The 19,145-nt window shown below is 32.4% G+C and carries 20 protein-coding genes; 18 read left to right on the plus strand and 2 right to left on the minus strand.

Features of this window, described 5'->3' with window-relative positions; translation table 11 throughout:
- Positions 1–85 precede the first annotated feature (85 nt).
- The 8 genes from BCER98_RS07220 to BCER98_RS07255 all read left to right on the plus strand — a co-directional run bounded on the left by BCER98_RS07220 (position 86) and on the right by BCER98_RS07255 (position 7,064).
- Positions 86–496 carry a hypothetical protein gene (locus BCER98_RS07220; protein WP_012093855.1) on the plus strand — a complete coding sequence of 137 codons (411 nt, stop codon included), beginning with the start codon at positions 86–88 and terminating at the stop codon, positions 494–496.
- Positions 497–506: 10 nt separating this feature from the next.
- Positions 507–1,730: a flagellar hook-length control protein FliK gene (gene fliK / locus BCER98_RS07225; protein ID WP_012093856.1), complete on the plus strand. Its 1,224-nt coding sequence runs from the start codon at positions 507–509 to the stop codon at positions 1,728–1,730.
- Positions 1,731–1,733: 3 nt separating this feature from the next.
- Positions 1,734–2,258 carry a flagellar hook assembly protein FlgD gene (locus tag BCER98_RS07230; RefSeq protein WP_012093857.1) on the plus strand — a complete coding sequence of 175 codons (525 nt, stop codon included), beginning with the start codon at positions 1,734–1,736 and terminating at the stop codon, positions 2,256–2,258.
- Positions 2,259–2,299: 41 nt separating this feature from the next.
- Positions 2,300–3,703 (plus strand): flagellar hook protein FlgE, encoded by a 1,404-nt coding sequence (gene flgE, locus BCER98_RS07235; RefSeq protein WP_012093858.1) that lies wholly within the window; start codon positions 2,300–2,302, stop codon positions 3,701–3,703.
- A 76-nt stretch (positions 3,704–3,779) separates the two neighbouring features.
- On the plus strand, positions 3,780–4,115 hold the full coding sequence (locus BCER98_RS07240; protein WP_012093859.1) for a DUF3964 family protein: 336 nt from the start codon (positions 3,780–3,782) through the stop codon (positions 4,113–4,115).
- A 24-nt stretch (positions 4,116–4,139) separates the two neighbouring features.
- Positions 4,140–4,625: a hypothetical protein gene (locus BCER98_RS07245; RefSeq protein WP_012093860.1), complete on the plus strand. Its 486-nt coding sequence runs from the start codon at positions 4,140–4,142 to the stop codon at positions 4,623–4,625.
- Positions 4,626–4,730: 105 nt separating this feature from the next.
- Entirely contained in the window at positions 4,731–5,639 is a 909-nt protein-coding gene (locus BCER98_RS07250; RefSeq protein ID WP_012093861.1) for a chemotaxis protein, read from the plus strand.
- A 477-nt stretch (positions 5,640–6,116) separates the two neighbouring features.
- Complete coding sequence (locus BCER98_RS07255) at positions 6,117–7,064, plus strand: DNA-binding domain-containing protein (RefSeq protein WP_012093862.1); 948 nt, start codon at positions 6,117–6,119, stop codon at positions 7,062–7,064.
- Positions 7,065–7,161: 97 nt separating this feature from the next.
- Here BCER98_RS07255 and BCER98_RS07260 read toward each other — a convergent pair whose 3' ends face one another.
- Complete coding sequence (locus BCER98_RS07260) at positions 7,162–7,965, minus strand: flagellin (RefSeq protein ID WP_012093863.1); 804 nt, start codon at positions 7,963–7,965, stop codon at positions 7,162–7,164.
- A 170-nt stretch (positions 7,966–8,135) separates the two neighbouring features.
- Between BCER98_RS07260 and BCER98_RS20415 the strand changes: the two genes are divergently transcribed.
- The 3 genes from BCER98_RS20415 (at position 8,136) to BCER98_RS07275 (ending at position 14,039) form a co-directional block, all read left to right on the plus strand.
- A complete protein-coding gene (locus BCER98_RS20415; RefSeq protein ID WP_012093864.1) occupies positions 8,136–10,037 on the plus strand; it encodes a tetratricopeptide repeat-containing glycosyltransferase family 2 protein in 1,902 nt (633 codons plus the stop codon).
- Positions 10,038–10,125: 88 nt separating this feature from the next.
- Complete coding sequence (locus BCER98_RS07270; protein ID WP_012093865.1) at positions 10,126–12,195, plus strand: glycosyltransferase; 2,070 nt, start codon at positions 10,126–10,128, stop codon at positions 12,193–12,195.
- Complete coding sequence (locus tag BCER98_RS07275; protein ID WP_012093866.1) at positions 12,192–14,039, plus strand: glycosyltransferase; 1,848 nt, start codon at positions 12,192–12,194, stop codon at positions 14,037–14,039. Before BCER98_RS07270 ends, BCER98_RS07275 begins: the two co-directional genes overlap by 4 nt.
- Positions 14,040–14,279: 240 nt before the next feature.
- On the opposite strand, the gene BCER98_RS07280 is transcribed toward BCER98_RS07275, so the two are convergent.
- Positions 14,280–15,095: a flagellin N-terminal helical domain-containing protein gene (locus tag BCER98_RS07280; protein WP_012093867.1), complete on the minus strand. Its 816-nt coding sequence runs from the start codon at positions 15,093–15,095 to the stop codon at positions 14,280–14,282.
- A gap of 258 nt (positions 15,096–15,353) precedes the next feature.
- Between BCER98_RS07280 and BCER98_RS07285 the strand changes: the two genes are divergently transcribed.
- The 7 genes from BCER98_RS07285 (at position 15,354) to BCER98_RS07315 (ending at position 19,130) form a co-directional block, all read left to right on the plus strand.
- Positions 15,354–16,070, plus strand: coding sequence for a lytic transglycosylase domain-containing protein (locus tag BCER98_RS07285; protein WP_012093868.1), 717 nt, complete (start codon positions 15,354–15,356; stop codon positions 16,068–16,070).
- A 65-nt stretch (positions 16,071–16,135) separates the two neighbouring features.
- Complete coding sequence (locus BCER98_RS07290) at positions 16,136–16,360, plus strand: flagellar motor switch protein FliN (RefSeq protein WP_012093869.1); 225 nt, start codon at positions 16,136–16,138, stop codon at positions 16,358–16,360.
- 14 nt (positions 16,361–16,374) lie between these two features.
- Entirely contained in the window at positions 16,375–17,361 is a 987-nt protein-coding gene (fliM, locus tag BCER98_RS07295; protein WP_012093870.1) for a flagellar motor switch protein FliM, read from the plus strand.
- A 10-nt stretch (positions 17,362–17,371) separates the two neighbouring features.
- The gene (locus tag BCER98_RS07300; RefSeq protein ID WP_012093871.1) at positions 17,372–17,731 is read left to right on the plus strand and encodes a flagellar motor switch protein FliN; all 360 of its coding nucleotides are present in this window, start codon (positions 17,372–17,374) and stop codon (positions 17,729–17,731) included.
- A gap of 12 nt (positions 17,732–17,743) precedes the next feature.
- On the plus strand, positions 17,744–18,058 hold the full coding sequence (locus tag BCER98_RS07305; protein WP_012093872.1) for a flagellar motor switch protein FliN: 315 nt from the start codon (positions 17,744–17,746) through the stop codon (positions 18,056–18,058).
- The gene (locus BCER98_RS07310; protein WP_012093873.1) at positions 18,055–18,813 is read left to right on the plus strand and encodes a flagellar type III secretion system pore protein FliP; all 759 of its coding nucleotides are present in this window, start codon (positions 18,055–18,057) and stop codon (positions 18,811–18,813) included. The genes BCER98_RS07305 and BCER98_RS07310 overlap by 4 nt, the downstream gene beginning before the upstream one ends.
- Before the next feature lie 41 nt (positions 18,814–18,854).
- On the plus strand, positions 18,855–19,130 hold the full coding sequence (locus BCER98_RS07315) for a flagellar biosynthetic protein FliQ (RefSeq protein WP_012093874.1): 276 nt from the start codon (positions 18,855–18,857) through the stop codon (positions 19,128–19,130).
- The last annotated feature ends 15 nt before the right edge of the window (positions 19,131–19,145 follow it).

Below are 19,145 nucleotides of genomic sequence, written 5' to 3' on the forward strand. Positions count from 1 at the left end.
TTTTTAATATTTCACAGATTTTTTTTGAAAAAAACTATATAATAGAAAAAGAGAGCGTTATAATAGAAAGGGGTTATAGAAATAGGTGAATAAACAGCAGTATGATACGATAAAATTGCAAATCAATCAAGAAAAAGAACAGGTTTTAAAAGAAGTATACAAATTGACTTCTGAAAAAAAGAAACTAGAGCAACAAAAAGAATATGATTTACATGTTTTTCAGTCGCGTAGTAAAATAGCGAAAAATGGAAAACGAATTATGGTTGGTATGCTTTCTTCTCATACGTTTTCGCCTGAAAGAATAGAAGAATGGAATCGGAAAATACAAAAAATAGCTGGATTTATTAAGAAAAATGAAGTTTTTTTAGAACAAATAAAAGAAAAAGAACGTGTAATTGATGAAATGTATCAAGAAGATTGTAAAAAACTCACAAAAGAGCAGGAGAAATTAGAAGAAAAAATGCTTCTTGATTTAAAAATGTGCATGAATGGATGAGGTGAATTTTATGATTAATCCTGTACTTCCAGTGCAGCTTCGCTCGCCTCTGCAAAATGAAAAACAGGTAGGATTGAAGTTGAAAGATGAAGATGTTTCATTTTTAACTAAAATGAATGAAGAGTCACTAACTGATAATAAAACAGAAGAGAAACTTAAGGAAACAAAAGAGGAGAATGTATCACAAACACAGGTTGCGGTATCCGATATTTACCGAATGGAAAATGATAACATAGAAGCTCCCTTTACACTTAAGGAGAAAATAGAAGAGAAACAAAAGATGGAAAAATTGCTATTGGAAATTTCTGACCAAGCACTGGCAATGGAACAGTTACGTATGCAACCAGAATTGTTATATCAATACATACAAAAAATACAAGAGTTATATAAAAAACATGGAAATATAAAGATAGATGAGTTACCAGCAAAAGAGATTCAACAACTACAGGCGTTTTTAAAAGACTTTAATATTAAAAATGTTATATGTTTAGAAGATACAATTCAAATGATGCTAGAGAAAGTAACTTCATTAGAAAATATGTTATGCTCTTTTGAATCTATTCAAAAAGAATCATGCGATATAACGAAAGTAAGTGCTCTCGGCTCACCAATGAATCAAGCAGACTTTGAAAATCAACAAATGGAAAAAAACGACATGTTAAAAGAAGCATTTGCTAATACAGAAGATAAAGAAAAGGTTCAAAAGGAAGCTCTTGATGGGTTAGAAGAGAATTTAGAAAGTAAGGAAGATCCTATAAAGAACAAATCAATTGGAGAATCGAATATAAATTCCATTCTTGCTGGAAATGATGCGGTTGTAAAAAAAGGTGACGTGCAATTAAAAATGCCAAAAGTTTCACTTTCAGATTTAGGGAATAAAATGGAGGCGAAAGTAGAGGCGTTACAGAAATTTATTGTCAAGCAAGAAAGAGTATTATTTCAATTAAATCCTGAAAAACTTGGAACATTAACCGTATATATGAAAAAACAAGGTAGTCATATTCAAGTCCATGTTGAAATGGATAAACAAGATGCGAAAAAAAGAGTTGAAATGATTTTTGATGAATTAAAGTTCAAATTGAAAGAGAAAGAGATTCATATTGAATTAAGTTATGCAAATAGGGATCAACAGCGCCAGCAACAAGAGCGTGAGCAAGCACAGAAACAAAGAAAAGTTGTAATGAAAAAAGCAAAACGTACAGAAGAAGATTTTGCTGGTTTATTGGAGGGATAAAAAGTGCCGAGTGTTGGATTAAATGCAACAAATATGAATCATATGCAAGCGACTCAAACACAAGCTCAAACGAAAGCAGGAACCACAACAAAAGCAGATGAGCAAAAAACACCTGGTGTTATGGGAAAAGATGATTTTTTAAAGCTTTTTTTAACAAGTTTGCAATATCAAGACCCATTTAATGCAATGGATATGGATCAAATGATGAATCAAATGTCACAAATGTCTCTAATGGAGCAGGTGCAAAATATGACAAAAGCAGTAAATGCTCTAAAAGATACTGTCAATACAACAGCGCTAGATGGTGGGATGAAGTTTCTAGGTAAGTATATATTAGGACCATCTACTGATGGAAACCAAATATCTGGAAAGGTAGATGCCGTACGATTAGCTGCGAACAATGAAATTCAACTTGTCGTAGGGGATAAAATTGTATTGATGAAATATGTGACGAATGTATCAGATAAAGAGATAGAGACAATTGAGAAACCAGAACAAAAAGAAGATATAAAGACAGAAACTAAGTAATTACATAAATAAGATAAAAAAGCATAAGGAGTGTAAAGGAAATGATTAAATCATTATATACAAGTATTTCAGGCATGAGTGCAATGCAAAACGCATTAAGTGTTACATCTAATAATATTGCTAATGCACAAACAGTAGGATATAAAAAACAAAAAGCTGTGTTTGATGATTTATTATATAACAATACAGTAGGTGCTAAAGGTGATGACACAAAGGCTGGAACAAATCCAAAAAGTATCGGTAATGGTGTGAAATTTAGTGGAACATCCACGGATTACAATGGTGGTTCCATTACAATGACAGGTATAAATGGCCAAGTTGCAATAGAAGGGAATGGCTTTTTTGTTGTAGGTGATTCTCAAGGAAATGGTGTTCAATATACACGTAAAGGAACATTTGGTAAATCTGAAAATAATTATATTGTCAATGGAGAAGGTCAGTATGTATTGGCCTACAAGCTAGACGAAGATGGGAAGCCAGACACTTCACATCCAGCAGGTCCAATTTCAATTCCATTAGGTTCAGCAATTGACGGAGAAGTATCCAGTAAAGGTTCATTGATAGGTAACCTTTCTAGGGATAACAAGAAGATTATACATGATTTTCCAGTGTTTAATAAATCTGGGGATAACATTACTATGCGTGTACAGATTGAACAAGTTACGGAGCTCGTAGATCCAGACTTACCGATAGGTGCTGATGGTAAACCAATATTACCAAAAGATGATAAAGGTAATCCGATAAAACCAGAAAAGGTAGAAAAGCCAGTTCCAGGTAAGTACAAGTATACTGTGTTAACACGTAATAACTCAAAAAATGAAAAAGAATTTACTCCAATTGCGGATGATAAAGCACCTGGAGAGAAAAAACCAACTTTAACGAAAACTCTTGAATTTGATCCTATTACTGGTAAATTAACAAGAACTGATGAGGCTGTTGTACGTGATCCAGTGACAAAAGAGGTTATAAAAGGAGGACAAGTAGATATTCCATTTGGTGGGGACACTTTCAAGTTAAATTTAAGCCAGCTGACAAATTTGCCAACGAAAGATACATTGGATCATAAAGATGTAAATGGTAGGGCAGCAGCAGTAGCAATGGATTATAAGATTTCTGATAATGGTTATGTAATGGTAACTTATTCAGATAATAGTACTCGGGCTGTTTCTCAGTTAGCAGTAGCGACATTCAAAAATCAAGATGGTTTAATGAAAGTAGGAAATGGTAACTATGTTCCAACAGCATCTGCAGGTGATCCATTTATTGGTGTTGCTGAACAAAATGGTGCTGGAAAAATAATAGGTGGTGCACAAGAAGGCTCTAACGTTGACTTATCTGTTGAATTTGTTGACTTAATGCTATATCAACGTGGATTCCAAGGAAATGCAAAGGTAATTAAAGTGTCGGATGACGTATTAAACGAAGTTGTAAATTTAATTCGATAATACAGGGTAGAAACATGTAGTAACTTCGATAGTTGCTACATGTTTATCTGATAGATGGAAAGGGTTTTTTCGGATTATGACAAGACAAGAACGAATTTTACAATTACCTTTTTTTCAAGATAAGCCAGAACTTGCAAAACAAATTATAAAAATAGAACAAGAAGAACATCGCTATTTGCCGGATCAATTTGAAATAAAGAAAATTCCGCCTTATACATTTGGAGAAAGACAAGCTGTTATTGGGAGAATTCATGAATTTTATTTTGTAGGTATTTATAGTGAAAACAATTGGAAATATCAAGCTTTTACAGATGTGATGAAGTGCCGGGAATTTTTTATTAATCTGTCAAGTATTACAGAACAACAATTGGCATTTTGGTTCAATAACATTGAACTACTAGCTGCTTCTTAAATGAGACTGAAAGGAGCATATCATATGGTACAAAATAAATATCGAGTTACATTCATTTCACCGAGTGAAATGGAACAACGTACGATTATGTCAGCAAATAGCTTACCCGATTTAATTCGAAAGGTTGAGAGTATTATTGCTGATCCCAACGGTTACTTTGTTAATGATAAGAAGAACAACTGTTATTTTAAAGTAATAAAAGAGAATGTAACGTTTATTCAATATGAATTATTATTTTCAAATAGAGAAATTCATATTGAAAAATTAAAACATGTTGCACCTGCTATATTAAAGAAACTATTCCAAAAGATAAATGACCCTGAACTCTATGTACTTTCTCTTCTTGATGTAGATATTGCAACAAAAGAATATGTATTAGCAGCAATGGAACCATCTTTACGAATGAAAGTGGAAACAGAACTTGCGAAAAAATGGGAATCACTTCCATCGGAAATTGTAGAGGCACAAGAAGTATTATTAGAGGCGTTAGCTTCATTTATACAAGAATAGGTTCATGAGCCATCTATCTGTCATTTTTGTTAGATAGATGACTTTTGTTTATTTTTAAATTTAATAAATGAATATAAGGAACATTGGAAGGGGAGCGACACCTATATGTCACAAGCGCAAAGTATTTTATTAGAAAGCGGAACAAATGAATTAGAAATCGTTACATATACTGTTGGCGAAAATTTATTTAGTATTAACGTAATGAAAGTGCGCGAAATTATTAATCCATTTCCTGTCACATCTGTGCCAGAATCTCATCATGCGGTTGAAGGTGTTGTGCAAGTACGTGGTGAAATCTTACCAGTTATTAATCTTGCGACAGCGTTAAATTTAAAATCTACAAAACCACTGGATCAAACAAAGTTTATTATTTCAGAACTCAATCAAATGAAAGTTATTTTCCGAGTAGATGAAGTGCACCGTATTCAGCGTATTTCTTGGGAACAAATTGATGAGCCATCTTCTTTATCAATGGGGCTTGAAGAAACAACATCTGGAATTGTAAAATTGGATGGAAAAATTATTTTATTATTAGATTATGAAAAAATTGTTTGTGAGATTAGTAATACTAGCTATGAAGCAAATAAACTTTCAGGACTAGAACAAAAAACAGATCGTGCAGAAAAAATTATCTACATTGCGGAAGATTCAGCAATGCTTCGTCAAATCTTAGAAGAAACGTTATCAGCAGCAGGATATACAAAAATGAATTTCTTCAGTAATGGTGCAGAAGCTTTAGCGCAAATTGAAAAGTTGGCGAAGGAACAAGGAGAAAAAATGTTTGAGCATATTCATTTGCTTATCACAGATATTGAAATGCCAAAAATGGATGGACATCATTTAACAAAAGTAATTAAAGATCATGAAGTAATGAACAAATTACCAGTCGTTATCTTCTCTTCTCTTATTACAAATGAACTATACCATAAAGGTGAATCTGTTGGAGCGAATGCACAAGTAAGTAAACCAGATATTCAAGAATTAATCGGTTTAGTTGATAAGCTTGTTTTATAAAATAACACTTCTATGAAAAAAGAGTATATATTCACCTAATTGTAACCTCCCAGTCCAATATTCTTCTTGAATATTAAGCTGGGAGGTTTTATTACATGGAGTAATAAAATAAGACTTTTATGTTTGAAATGAAAGAGAAAAAGTAAAAATATGATATATCTTATGAAGGAATAGCATCTTCTCACTTCGTAAAGCCGCAAAATTTTTTCGGTGAAGTTGTAAGAGTTGTATTATATAATTTACAGGGTAAGGTTTCCTCTGTATAAATAAGAAAAAGATATTTTGAGTTTAATAAAACATTTAATAATAAAAAAATGATTTATTCTATTTCGATATTTTTTATACATTTTTGTCTGTTTATTATTTGACAGACAATTTAGAAATGGTATAATGTGGATGTGAAAAAACTTTCTAATTTCTAGAAAGACGGAAATAACATGAATATTGTGAAAGAATGAGGGGGGAGTGACACAAATTATGTATCACCACAAAGCGATTAATGTATTAAGTCTTTTACAAAACATGTCAAATGATAAGAAAAACGATACATATTTAGAATCAGAATTTAAAAAAATCGAAAAACAATTTCAAGTTGGGTATGAAGAGCTAGTTGATTTATATAATAGAATGGTATTATTTCAAATAGATATTGAAAAAAATGGCGGGATGTCAGCATACGAAAAATCAAATATTACATGGTTAAAGTCTGAACTCGAGCTACTATATGCAGTGTATCAATTTTGTCAACGTCATGATTTAAACATTGCTAACATTTCAAAGTATATTAGTAAAAAAGAATTGAATCTTTTTCAAAAAACGGAGAGTCAATTACAAAATACGTATTATAAATTAAAAAAAGAAGAAATACCGTTTGAAAATATAAAAAAACAAAAGCCAGGACGTAAACGTAAATATGTAACGGTGAAAGAAACAAGCCCAGAGTGGAAACAAGAGCGAAGAGAAATAGCTAGTACAGATATTTCAAAAGTAGGGACGGAGTATAACCTTGTTACAGTACTTTCAGGAATTGTCGATAATTTTGAAACGATTAGCGAGCATAGTGAGAAAAAAGAGTATGAACTTCATCAGTTTATGGAAGGGATTTATAAGTTGTCTAGCATAGCCGCAGGGCGTATGAAAGAAGAGACTGATACGAATGATCTAGAAGGTGAACTTGAGTTCTTACGAAAGGAAAATGAGCGGTTAAATCGCGAAAAAGAAGAATTACTTACAGATGTGAAAGAAATAACACATCATTTGATTCATTTCATTACGAGTTCTGATATTGATCAAATTCGTTCGCTCCCGTATTTTGTAGATGTATGTAAACAAGATTTACATAAATTAGGATTGTACAATGCGCAAGATAGTAAAATGAAGATTATGATTGACCGCAATGGACAAGTGATGACAGTAACACAATAAAAATTTGGGTACAAAATAAAAGGGAGATACATAATAAGATATGTATTTCCCTTTTATTTTGTATGAAATCTTTTCGATTATAGAAAGGGATATCAAATTATAATTGTAGTAACGTTAATATCATTTGTGGCACTTGATTTGCTTGTGAAATCGTACTTAATGTGATCTCTGTTAAGAGTCTATCTTTTACACACTTACTCATTTCCTGTACTATATTGGCATCTTCCATACGAGAACTAGCAGTAATCATAGTGGTTGCATGATTAGTTAAACAATCAACATCAGATTGTAAGCGCTTTATTATAATGCCAATATTTTCTTGATAGCGTGAGAGGGTTTGTAAGGCTAATTCTATGTTAGCAATAGCGGTTGAGACTGTGATATTAGTTGGTGTAGACGAAGTAGAATCATTAATTTTTTGATGTTTTCGTAATGAAGAAGATGAAAGATTCACAGTCTTTCTAAGAATATGAACTACGTTTTCTAGTTTATCTCCATATTTAAAAAATGGAATGTCATGAAAAGAATTTGTATCATTTATATAGCCAATTTGTTTTATAAGCTCTTGAAACTCTTTGTCTAGAGCATTTTGATTTACACTAGAATTTATCCCGCTGACCGTGTGTACAGCAATATCACGCATTCGTATTAATATACGGTTAATGGTTTGTAAAGAAGTGTCCATCCTGCGTAATAACGAAATAGCATTTTCATTATTGCGAATTGCTATATGCACTTGTTGCTCTCTCACATGCATTCTTGTTGCAAGAACAAGCTCGTTATCATTGTTAGCAGTATGATTCATTCGTTTTCTGGTTGTAGAGTGTTCTGCTGTCTGGTTTCCGTATGTTTCGTTTTGATTTAGCATTTGTAGAACTTGTATATTTGTTCCAATTTTCATATTTTTGTACACCACCTTTATATTTAAGTATAAAAAATTTTTATTGGAATTTAAATACCATACTATTAAGTTTTAATATTTTATAAAAAAATATTAAAAAAACATGTAAAATGGTAATATAATGATTATAGGATGATATATTCTTATACATAAAGGAGTTAAAAAGTAATATGAAACCATTTATATCAGCATGTTTAATCGTAAAGAATGAAGAAGATATGTTAAGAAAATGTTTAGAATCTCTGCAAGGTGGAGTGGATGAGATTGTTGTAGTTGATACAGGTTCAACAGATACTACAAAAGAAATTGCAAAAGAGTTTACAGATAAAGTATATGACTTTGAATGGACAAATGATTTTGCGGAAGCACGTAATTTTGCAGCTTCTAAAGCAAGTGGTGAATGGATTCTTGCAATTGATGCGGATGAATGTGTAGATCCAAAGAATCTTGCTGCTGCAATAGAGGAAATCCAATCGCATGATAATAAATTTGATGTGTATGCAGTTGAAATTAATAGTTTTTCGGATAAATATGGAGAGAATTTATCCATGAATCATATGCAAAGGATTTACAAAAATAACGGAGAATTTCATTTTTCGGGAGCTATTCATGAACAAATTGTAGAAAAAGGAGAAGGACGACAAGAATTAGTCTTTTCAGCATTAAAACTTTATCATTATGGATATTTACCAAATGTAGTTAAGAAGAAAAATAAACGAAAGAGAAATATGGATATTCTAAAGAAAGCATTAAAATCTAATAACAATGATGGTTTTACTTATTTTAACTACGGACAAGAGCTTAGAAGCTTAGGAAAAACAAAAGAAGCATTGGAGTCATTTATAAAGGCTTATCAGAATAAAGAAGATGTTTATGAAGAATGGGTAAGTAGATGCTTATATTTTATTGTTGAGATGTTAGTGGAATTAAAGCGTTATGAAGAAGCAATCGTAATTATTAATGATGCAGAAGAAGTCTTTTCTACAGCACCGGACTTTCCGTTTTGGAAAGGTGAGATTTATTTTAAACAAAAACGTTTTGATGATGCGAAAGAAGTATATACACACATTATTTCTAATAATATGATATATCAAAATGCAGTTTTCAATGCTGGAGCAAAAACATTCCTTCCACATGTAAGGCTTGGTGAAATCTATACACAAGAAAGACAACATCAACAAGCTTTACAACATTATGTAGAAGCACTAAATGAAAATGATTCATCCGTTAAAATCATTGTAAATATTATTAGCTTATTAAGTAAATATCATACTCCAGAAGAAATATATGATTTTATAAGCACCCGTCAGATTATTAAATCAGATTATATTCGTACCGAAGTATTAAAACTGTTACTAGATTTAGGTTTAGGAAAAGTAGCATTGCTACTTATGAATGACTTTATAAATCAACAACAGTTACTTATTCATTCGTTGCAATTGAAAGCAAATATGATTATTGCGGAAGAACCCCTACAATTTACAATAGATAATTTGATGTATGGTATACAAATGGAAGTATTCGATATAGCGGACCTTATTGTATTATATGCAATGACAAAAGATGCACATGTTCAAAATATATTAGAAAATTCTAAATTTAAACATGTATTTTACAATTTATTTAATAAAACAAAAAATGCGAAGAAACTAAAACAAGATGAATATTTACCAATCTTAGAGAAAGCAATATGTTTTCAAAAGGAAGAATTTGTAGAAAAACTCATTTCGTACACAAGTTTATTTCCAAAGCAAATTTATGCTAAAATTGCTGATTTATTTTATAACAATGCATATGAAGAAATTGCAATGGATTTTTATCAGTTATCAGATGAAAATCATGTTACTAAGCAAGGATATGTGAATATTATTGAATATTTGCTTATGCATGAGAATCAAGAAGAAGCCTATCGTATTGCTCTTGAAGCACTACAGAAATTTAAAGCAGATTTTCGCTTTTATAAGTATAGTATAGAGATAGAACAAGGCGATACGGAAGGAATTATATCAAAAGCGATTCAGGAATTCTCTGATAGTAATTGGTTGAAGGGAAAATTGTTGATGTCTATTTAAAATTTAATTATAAAATTTTAAAAAGGACAATTTAAAAGAGTGAAATTTAATGTATTAAGAAAATATAAAAATAATTAGGGGCGTAAAAATGAAAATACTAATAGTTGCTTATGATGCTCATCCATGTGAGGGAGGAGTAGATACTTATATTCAAACACTGAAAAGTGGGCTTGAAAAAAAAGGACATTTAGTAGATTTAGTTTCTTATACAGATGTGAAAAAGTTAAACCAAGAGGATATAAAACGTATAGTTGAATATCAAAATGCATTGAATAGTGAATTTAAGGGGAAAGTACCAGAACATGTAATACGAACAGAAGTAAAAAGATTTATTCACAAACAAATTTTAAACTCTGTAAACTCTACTTATGACGTAATTCACTCACAAATAGGTTTATTGAATTCGGTGATTAAGGAAGTCTTTCCGAATATCCCTTTAGTTGGGACAATTCATGGATGTATATATAGTGAAACGCTTATGTGGGAAAAGAATCGGAAAAATGCTGAATTTTATAAGGAATACGATGATGAAGCTGTAAATATTCCAGATAAAATTATTACTGTAAGCTCGTATTTAGATAAAAATTTACCACTAATTGTTCCTGAAAAACGCCTTGTTATTCATAACGGAATAAATGTTTCAGATTTTCAAGTTAAACAAAAAAATAATCAAATAATTAAAATTGCAACAACAGGTAATTTATATCATCTTAAGGGATATGATATACTTCTGCAAGCACTTATAGCATTAAAGAAAGAAAACCTATTATATGAATTAACAATGTTTGGTGATGGATCTGAAAGGGACAAACTAGAGCAAATAGTGAAAATGCATCAATTACCAGTTAAATTTAAGGGACACGTACCAAGGGAAGTATTACAAGAAGAATTGCCGAAATTTGATGTATTTGTACAACCATCCAGACTTGAAAATTTCCCTTTTTCTGTAATCGAGGCTATGGCGTCTGGATGTGCAATTATATGTAGTAAAGTAAACGGAATGAATGAACAAGTACAACATTTAAAGAATGGTATATTATTTGAACCTGAAAATAGTGACCAATTATCTGAATGCCTTCAATATATGATTAGAAATCGAGAAGAAACGAAAAGAATGGGAATTCAAGGGCGAAAAGATGCAGAAGAAAAATTTTCAATTGATATAATGGTTGAAAAACATGAAGAGGTTTACAGGCAAGTAGCTGCTATATATTCTACTACTAATAATACATCAGATGGTTTATGTGAGAATAAAGGGTTAGTAAACCAAAACCACTGGGATACACTATATGAAAACTTAGATATATATAAACCGGCTGAGAATGACCCTTTCCGAGTTTGGATTAATGAACATATTCCAATGGGAAAAGGAAAAAGTTGTATAGAAATCGGGTGTTTTCCAGGAAGGTTTCTAACGATTTTTGGTGATGCGGGTTACACTTTGAATGGTATAGACTTAACACCTAAAGTAGAAAGTATGCCTTTTTATCTATCATCGCTAGGATATTCTATTGGACAGTTTAAAAAACAAGATTTTTTCAGTTTGGATTATTCTACTACGAAGCATGATATTGTTTGCTCTTTTGGTTTTATAGAACATTTTTCAAATTGGCTGGATGTTTTATTAAAACATAGTGAAATGGTTAAGGAGAATGGATATTTAGTTATAGAAGTACCTAATTTCTCGGGCTTCCCATTGAGAGCTATGCGTATGTTTTTAGATTTTAAAAATTATGAAGGACATAATACAGCATCAATGTATCCTGAAGTATGGGAAAAGATACTTTCGCTGCTAGATTTTGAAATTTGTTTTTCAGGTTATTTTGGAGAATTTGATTTCTGGATAGATGAAATCCCGGACAGTCTAACTAAGCAAAAATTAATATCATTAATTATGGAATCTAAGCCGTTTTTTGATTCCATAGACTTACCAGATTGTCACATTAAACCGTATTGTGGTTTAATTGCGAAAAAAAAGACGTCAAAGTCGGTTTCAGCTATTTTAACCAACAAAAGTATACAAGAAACAATCAATAATATTGTGAAGAAGGCTACAAGAGAAGATCAGATTAAAGATTTGAATATCAGAAAAATATACTCATTTTTCGAATTATGGTGTAAATATATGGATGATAAAAAGGTAGGACGAAATTTGTGAACATTAATGAATATATAATTGATAATAGACTTAAAAGAATAGAGACTTTATTAAAAGCCACTTCATCTGTAAATAACAAAAAGAAAAGAGAAAGAGTATATACTAATTTTAAGGCAGTAAAATTGGAACGGAAATTAAGAATTGCATATGTTATGAATCATACACGTGTTTGTGGTGGGGCGAAAATTATTTTAGAACATACAAATCAGTTGGTAGATAGAGGTCATGAAGTATTTATTATTTCTAGAGATGCAAAGCCAGATTGGAAAGAAATAAAAGCTAAGTATATACAAGCACTTCAACAATCGAGTTTTGTGCAATCTATTCCAGATGTAGATATTATTGTGTGTACAGTAGCTGATCAAGTACCTGAATGTTATCTGTTAGGTAACGCACCAGTAATTTTATTTGAACAAGGAGATGTCTATATTTACGAGTTTGATAAAATTCCGCAATCCTCTAAGGAGTTTTACCAAAAGATATGGAGATTTCCTATCCCTGTAGTAGGAGTCTCCAAAGTATTGATGGATACATTAGATAAAAATTTTGGTTGTAAGGGGAAAATACTTCATAATGCTTTAAACGATAATTATTTTTATCCACCAATAGTGAATAACAAGCCGCATGATAAATTAAAAGTGTTATTTGTGGGACAAGAAAATAATCATTTTAAAGGAATTTCCATTGTCAGAGAAGCTTTAAAAATTGTACGAAGAACGGGCCGTGAATTTGATGAAGTTTGGGTTAGTCAAACTACACCAAAATCTCAGTTCGATGGCGAATTAGTTATTAATCCTAGTCAGGAACAGCTAGGAGAAATATATAGATCAAGTGATATATTTATTTCGGGCTCTTATTATGAATCTTTTCCTTTACCACCATTAGAGGCAATGACATGTGGATGTGCCGTAATATCTACTGATAATGAAGGGATAAAGGAATACGGTATAGATGGAGTGAATTGTGTACTTGGAAAAATTGGTAATCCGGACAGTTTAGCTTCTTGTTTAATTGATTTAATTGATAATGAGGAAAAAAGAAAGAATCTGATTAAAGCAGGTTATTTAACATCTGAAAAGTTTAAATGGGAAAAAATTATGGTGCAATGGGAAGAATACTTATTTGGTGCAATAAAAGTATGGGAATCTGAAAAGGTGTCGCCACATAGACTGCTTTTAAGAGTGGAAAAATTACCAGTGAATTTAAATGATCAAAAGATGATTGAATACATGAATAAAATTCAAGAGGGTATGCCAGAAGAGTGGTGTCTCTGGTTAACTGAAGGGGAAGAGATAGAAGAGGGAAGTATTTTATACTTACAAAGACTTTTATCACTTGGATTAGACGTAGAATATGGAATACAAATAAATTATCCATGTTATGTATTTAATACACCACTAGTAAGAGTAGAGAATCGACTGATGAACAAGAAAAAGAAATATGATATTGCACCAGAAGAGATGATTGTACTTCCTATTCAAATAAGTAAAAGTTCAAGTTTCCAATTTATCTCAAATTGGATGAGGGAACTTAGAGATCACTATTTAAATCATCGTTTTGATACTATAATTAAACAGCTCAACTTATTGCTATCACAGCTTTCAAAAAAAGATCAGGTAATTGCTATAAAGTGGCTGGTGAAGTGTTTAATAGAAACAAGACAATATAAGCAGGCAATTGAGATTTTAAATAAAGCTTTTTTAATTGCTCCTTCATATACAGATTTCTATTACTTAGCAGCAGAGATATATGTAATATTAGGTCAGGATACTAAAAAATTAACAGAATTAATTAATACATTTGGACCTTCTTTAGAATATAACGAGACGTTTTTAAGTATATGATTTGAAAAGGTAAATATCATTTTGAGGCTGTGTAGAAGTTTTTTCTACACAGCCTTTTTCTAAGAAAAATAATTTAACTAAATACGTATATTATTTGAATTTGAAAATTAAGTAAAATAATGTGAGTATGGATAAAAATGATTATGAAGAAGAGATATATTTTAATTTACAGAATTTGTTTATTAATATAAAAAAATACACCTTTTCAAAGAAAAGGTGTATTTTTTGTTTGTAAATGGATTATTGTAATAATTTACTTACCATTTGTGGTGTTTGGTTTGCTTGAGAAAGCATGCTTACACCAGCTTCACTTAAAATCTTGAATTTTGTCATTTCAGACATTTCTTTTGCCATATCAGCGTCTTCAATTTGAGAAGCAGAAGATGCCATAGCAGTTGCTTGGTTGTTTAAGTTTTCAATGTTGTAATCTAAACGGTTTAATGTTGCTCCTAATGTTGCACGGTGATCAGCGATAGAGTTAATTGCTTTATCGATAGCTGAAATTGCAGTATCAGCATCGCTAGCACTTTCGATTTTTGAGTTGTTAATTTGTAGTGAAGATGCGTTAATTGTTTTCAATTCAATATTAATTGTATCAGCTTTAGATGCGTCAGTAGACTTGATGTTAATTGTACTAGCACTGTCAGACATTAAATCTGTACCATTAAACTGTGTATTTTTAGAGATATAGTTGATTTGGTCAGTTAATTGTGTAAACTCTTTTTGTAGAGCTTTACGGTCAGTAGTAGAGTTTGTACCGTTGGCAGATTGCACTGCTAAATCACGCATACGAAGTAAGATGTTTGATACTGTGTTTAATGCTGAATCAGCTGTTTGAATCATAGATTTACCATCTTGTGAGTTACGAGAAGCAACGTTTAAACCACCTTCGTTTGCACGCATACGAGTTGCGATTGCAAGACCTGCTGCATCGTCAGCTGCACTGTTGATAGATTTACCGCTTGATAAACGGTTCATTGAAGTATTCATTTTTTCTTGGTTTTGGCGCATGTACTCTTGAGTACGCATGCTGTTAATGTTAGTATTGATTCTCATTATTAAGAACCCCCATTTTTTATTTTATTTTATTTTTTTGTAAATCTCAAAACGATAATATACAAAAAAATCAATTTCGAGATTTATTGTAATCCTTGTTATAGCAAGTGTCAACTAAAAATTTGAATGAATGAATATAAAAAATAACAGTTTCACATTTTTTTTATTTTTTTATTACATATTACGAAAAGGATTATTGCAAACTTTTTAAAAAAACTCTAATATTAGATTATCTTTGTTTACCGAAAAGGTGATATTATGATGATTAGAAATATAGTAAAAGAAGTTCTTTCCTATAAGAAAGGACAAATTCAGCAAAAGTTAAGTAGTCCTCAATCTTTTGTAAGCAGTCGTTTTCATGAAACATTGCAAAGTACTCCAGTGAAAGAGGTGAAAGCTACTGCGCAGCCTACAAAAGTAGACGAAATGAGCCAATCGACTCAACAACTTGAGATGTCTGAATCAAAGCAGGTAGCAGAGGTTCAAACGGCACAAAAAGAATTTGTGCGCCGTTTCCCAGAAACGAAGAATGAGAGTGTAGACGCGTGGGGATTAACAAAGAAATATAATATTCAAAAAATACGTTCTGGAAATGAAGGGAAGTATATGGATATTATTGAACGAGTAAGTCGTACATACGGAGTTCCGAAAACATTAATTCAAAAAATGATCGAAGTCGAATCGGACTTTAATCCGAAAACGGTATCCCACGCTGGTGCGAAGGGATTAATGCAGCTCATGCCAGAAAATGTGAGAGAACTTGGTGTGCAAAATCCATTTTCACCAGCGGAAAGTATTGAAGCTGGGGTAAAAGAGCTCGCTGGGTATTTGAAAAAAAATAACGGCGATCTCGTTTTAGCGCTTGCTTCTTATAATGCTGGCCCCGGCAATGTAAGAAAGTATGGAGGTGTGCCTCCGTTTAAAGAAACAGAAGGATATATTAAAAAAATATTAAATATCGATGTTTCAAAATAAAAAATTTCATCACATACAAGAAAGATATGAAATTGTTGTGAACATGATAGGGGAGTTGGCTAGATTTGAAATTACAAGATGATATTCCGTTAACAATTTATTTTGAAATTGGCAAAACGAAAAAGAAAATTGAAGATCTGCTTCATATTACGAAAGGGACATTGTATCGTCTTGAAGATTCAACGAAAAATACGGTTCGTCTTATGCTGGAGAATGAAGAGATTGGTACCGGGAAAATTTTGACGAAAAACGGAAAAATGTACGTTGAAATTGTTGAATTGAAAGGATAGGGAAGGGGATTTTCATGAGTGGCGATAAATTAAGCCAAGAGCAAATTGATGCGCTGCTGAAGGCGATGAATGATGGGTCGGAGATGCCTGTTTTCGCGCAAGAGGCAGATAAGAAAGAGAAATTTCAAGAATACGATTTTAATAGGCCAGAGAAATTTGGTGTGGAGCATTTACGAAGCTTACAAGCGATTGCAGCGAGTTTTGGAAAGCAAACGTCACAGTCGCTTGCAGCGCGGATGCGCATTCCAATTGAACTAGAGCCATCAACTGTAGAACAAGTTCCATTTACAAGTGAGTATGTGGAGAAAATGCCGAAAGATTATTATTTATATTGCGTGATTGATCTTGGATTACCGGAGCTTGGGGAAATTGTAATTGAGATGGATCTTGCATTTATTATTTATATTCATGAATGTTGGCTTGGCGGGGATAGTAAGCGTGATTTTTCTATACGTAGACCGCTAACAGCGTTCGAGTTTTTAACACTTGATAATGTTTTCTCGATTCTTTGTAAAAATTTAGAGCAATCATTTGAAAGCATTGTAGCGATTCAGCCGAAGTTTGTGACGACGGAGACGGATCCCAATGCATTAAAGATTACGACAGCGAGTGATATTATTTCCTTACTTAATGTGAATTTGAAAACAGAGTATTGGAATACGACCGTTCGCATTGGGATTCCGTTCTTATCTGTTGAAGATATTATGGATAAGTTAACATCTGAAAATATTGTGGAGCATTCTTCTGATAAGCGGAAAAAGTATACGTCAGAAGTAGAAGCAAAGGTTCATCAAGTGTATAAACCGATTCATATAGCGCTAGGTGAACAGAAGATGACAATTGGCGAGCTGGAGCAAATTGAAGAAGGTGATATTATCCCGCTTCATACGAAAGTAACCGATCAATTGTGCGGATATGTTGACGGGAAACATAAGTTTAATTGCTTTATCGGAAAAGATAAAACGCGTAAAGCATTTTTGTTTAAAAGTTTTGTAGAATAGGAGGGATTGTATGAAGCATGAAGTGTCACCTGTATCATTAATGAGTTTAGAAGAATACGCAATTCAGCGGGAGGAGCAAGCGAAAGCACATATTGATACCGTTTCGGATATTTCAATTGAGCTCGGTGTGAAACTTGGGAAAGCGTCGGTTCAGCTTGGCGATGTGAAGAATTTAAAAGTTGGTGATGTACTCGAGGTTGAGAAAAACCTTGGTCATAAAGTCGATGTATATTTAAGCGATATAAAAGTCGGCATTGGAGAAGCAATTGTGATGGATGAACAGTTTGGTATTATTATTTCAGAAATTGAAGCCGATAAGAAACAAGCTGCGCTTTTAAAGGCGCAAAGACAAGTACAGGAAAAAGAGTAGAGGAGGAGTCATATGTCGTATATGACGACCTTATTGCAAGTTGTATTACTGTTTGGTGTTCTCGGGTATGGTGCGTACTATATGACAAAGAGGACGCGCAAACAGCAGTTTTTTAAACAAGGCGAGAACGGTCATATTCAAGTAAAGGACGGCTTGTATTTAAATCACCAAACGAGCGCCTTTTTATTTGAAGTGGACGGAAAGCAAGTGTTCACTGTTGTAAGTCAGAACGGTGTACAATCTGTGCAATTAACAGGAAATCAGTTTCAACAAGCGCTAGAAGATGCGGTAAAGAGTGAAATGAAAAAAGTAGAGGATCCATCATGAGAATAAAGAAAAATTTATCGTTAGTTGCGGTCATTTTTGTATTTTCTATTATTTTTTCTATTATTTTTGCAAATCCAGCGTATGCGGAGCCAAATGGCTTTATTGATTTTGAAAATGGGAAAGAGTTTACGAGCAATTCAAGTGTACAGTTATTTGCACTTGTAACGCTTTTATCACTATCTTCTTCTATTGTTCTTCTTTTCACGCACTTTACATATTTTATGATTGTCCTTGGGATTACAAGACAAGGGCTTGGCGTCATGAATTTACCACCAAACCAAGTGCTTGTTGGTTTAGCACTCTTTTTATCGCTATTTACGATGCAGCCGGTGTTAGGGCAATTAAAAGGTGATGTGTGGGATCCGATGACGAAGGAGAAAATAACAGTTAGCCAAGCGGCTGAAAAGACCGCGCCTATTATGAAGGAGTATATGGCTAAGCATACGTATAAGCATGATTTAAAAATGATGCTGAAAGTGCGCGGAGAAGAGTTGCCGAAAAATATGAAAGACATTTCGTTATTTACGCTCGTTCCATCGTTTACATTAACGCAAATTCAAAAAGGTTTGCTGACGGGGATGTTCATTTATTTAGCGTTTGTCTTTATCGATTTAATTATTAGTACGCTATTAATGTATCTTGGGATGATGATGGTGCCGCCGATGATTTTAAGTTTACCGTTTAAAATACTCGTTTTCATATATTTAGGTGGATATACAAAAATCGTCGATATTATGTTTAAAACGGTCGCCTAAAGCGGGCAAGATTTTGATGTTATGTGATAGGAGTCATATAAATGAATACATCACCAATTATAGATATTTTCCAATCCTTTTTTTATAAAGGAGTGATGATACTATTGCCGATTGCAGGCGTTAGTATGGTTGTTGTTGTCGTGATTGCTGTTATAATGGCGATGATGCAAATTCAAGAACAAACGCTGACCTTTTTGCCAAAAATGGCGAGTATTGTGCTTGTGATTATCATTTTAGGTCCGTGGATGTTTCAAGAATTAACGACACTTATTTTAGATTTGTTTGATAAAATTCCGTCGCTACTGCGCTCGTATTAAAGATGGGTGAATGAA

Origin of the sequence: Bacillus cytotoxicus NVH 391-98 (assembly GCF_000017425.1) — a bacterium.
GTDB lineage: Bacteria > Bacillota > Bacilli > Bacillales > Bacillaceae_G > Bacillus_A > Bacillus_A cytotoxicus.

Coding starts and splice junctions, on each gene's coding strand:
- fliK (WP_012093856.1), top strand. CDS start 507: ATGATTAATCCTGTACTTCCAGTGCAGCTTCGCTCGCCTCTGCAAAAT.
- flgE (WP_012093858.1), top strand. CDS start 2,300: ATGATTAAATCATTATATACAAGTATTTCAGGCATGAGTGCAATGCAA.
- BCER98_RS07240 (WP_012093859.1), top strand. CDS start 3,780: ATGACAAGACAAGAACGAATTTTACAATTACCTTTTTTTCAAGATAAG.
- BCER98_RS07245 (WP_012093860.1), top strand. CDS start 4,140: ATGGTACAAAATAAATATCGAGTTACATTCATTTCACCGAGTGAAATG.
- BCER98_RS07250 (WP_012093861.1), top strand. CDS start 4,731: ATGTCACAAGCGCAAAGTATTTTATTAGAAAGCGGAACAAATGAATTA.
- BCER98_RS07255 (WP_012093862.1), top strand. CDS start 6,117: ATGTATCACCACAAAGCGATTAATGTATTAAGTCTTTTACAAAACATG.
- BCER98_RS07260 (WP_012093863.1), bottom strand. CDS start 7,965: ATGAAAATTGGAACAAATATACAAGTTCTACAAATGCTAAATCAAAAC.
- BCER98_RS20415 (WP_012093864.1), top strand. CDS start 8,136: ATGAAACCATTTATATCAGCATGTTTAATCGTAAAGAATGAAGAAGAT.
- BCER98_RS07270 (WP_012093865.1), top strand. CDS start 10,126: ATGAAAATACTAATAGTTGCTTATGATGCTCATCCATGTGAGGGAGGA.
- BCER98_RS07280 (WP_012093867.1), bottom strand. CDS start 15,095: ATGAGAATCAATACTAACATTAACAGCATGCGTACTCAAGAGTACATG.
- BCER98_RS07285 (WP_012093868.1), top strand. CDS start 15,354: ATGATGATTAGAAATATAGTAAAAGAAGTTCTTTCCTATAAGAAAGGA.
- fliM (WP_012093870.1), top strand. CDS start 16,375: ATGAGTGGCGATAAATTAAGCCAAGAGCAAATTGATGCGCTGCTGAAG.
- BCER98_RS07300 (WP_012093871.1), top strand. CDS start 17,372: ATGAAGCATGAAGTGTCACCTGTATCATTAATGAGTTTAGAAGAATAC.
- BCER98_RS07305 (WP_012093872.1), top strand. CDS start 17,744: ATGTCGTATATGACGACCTTATTGCAAGTTGTATTACTGTTTGGTGTT.
- BCER98_RS07310 (WP_012093873.1), top strand. CDS start 18,055: ATGAGAATAAAGAAAAATTTATCGTTAGTTGCGGTCATTTTTGTATTT.
- BCER98_RS07315 (WP_012093874.1), top strand. CDS start 18,855: ATGAATACATCACCAATTATAGATATTTTCCAATCCTTTTTTTATAAA.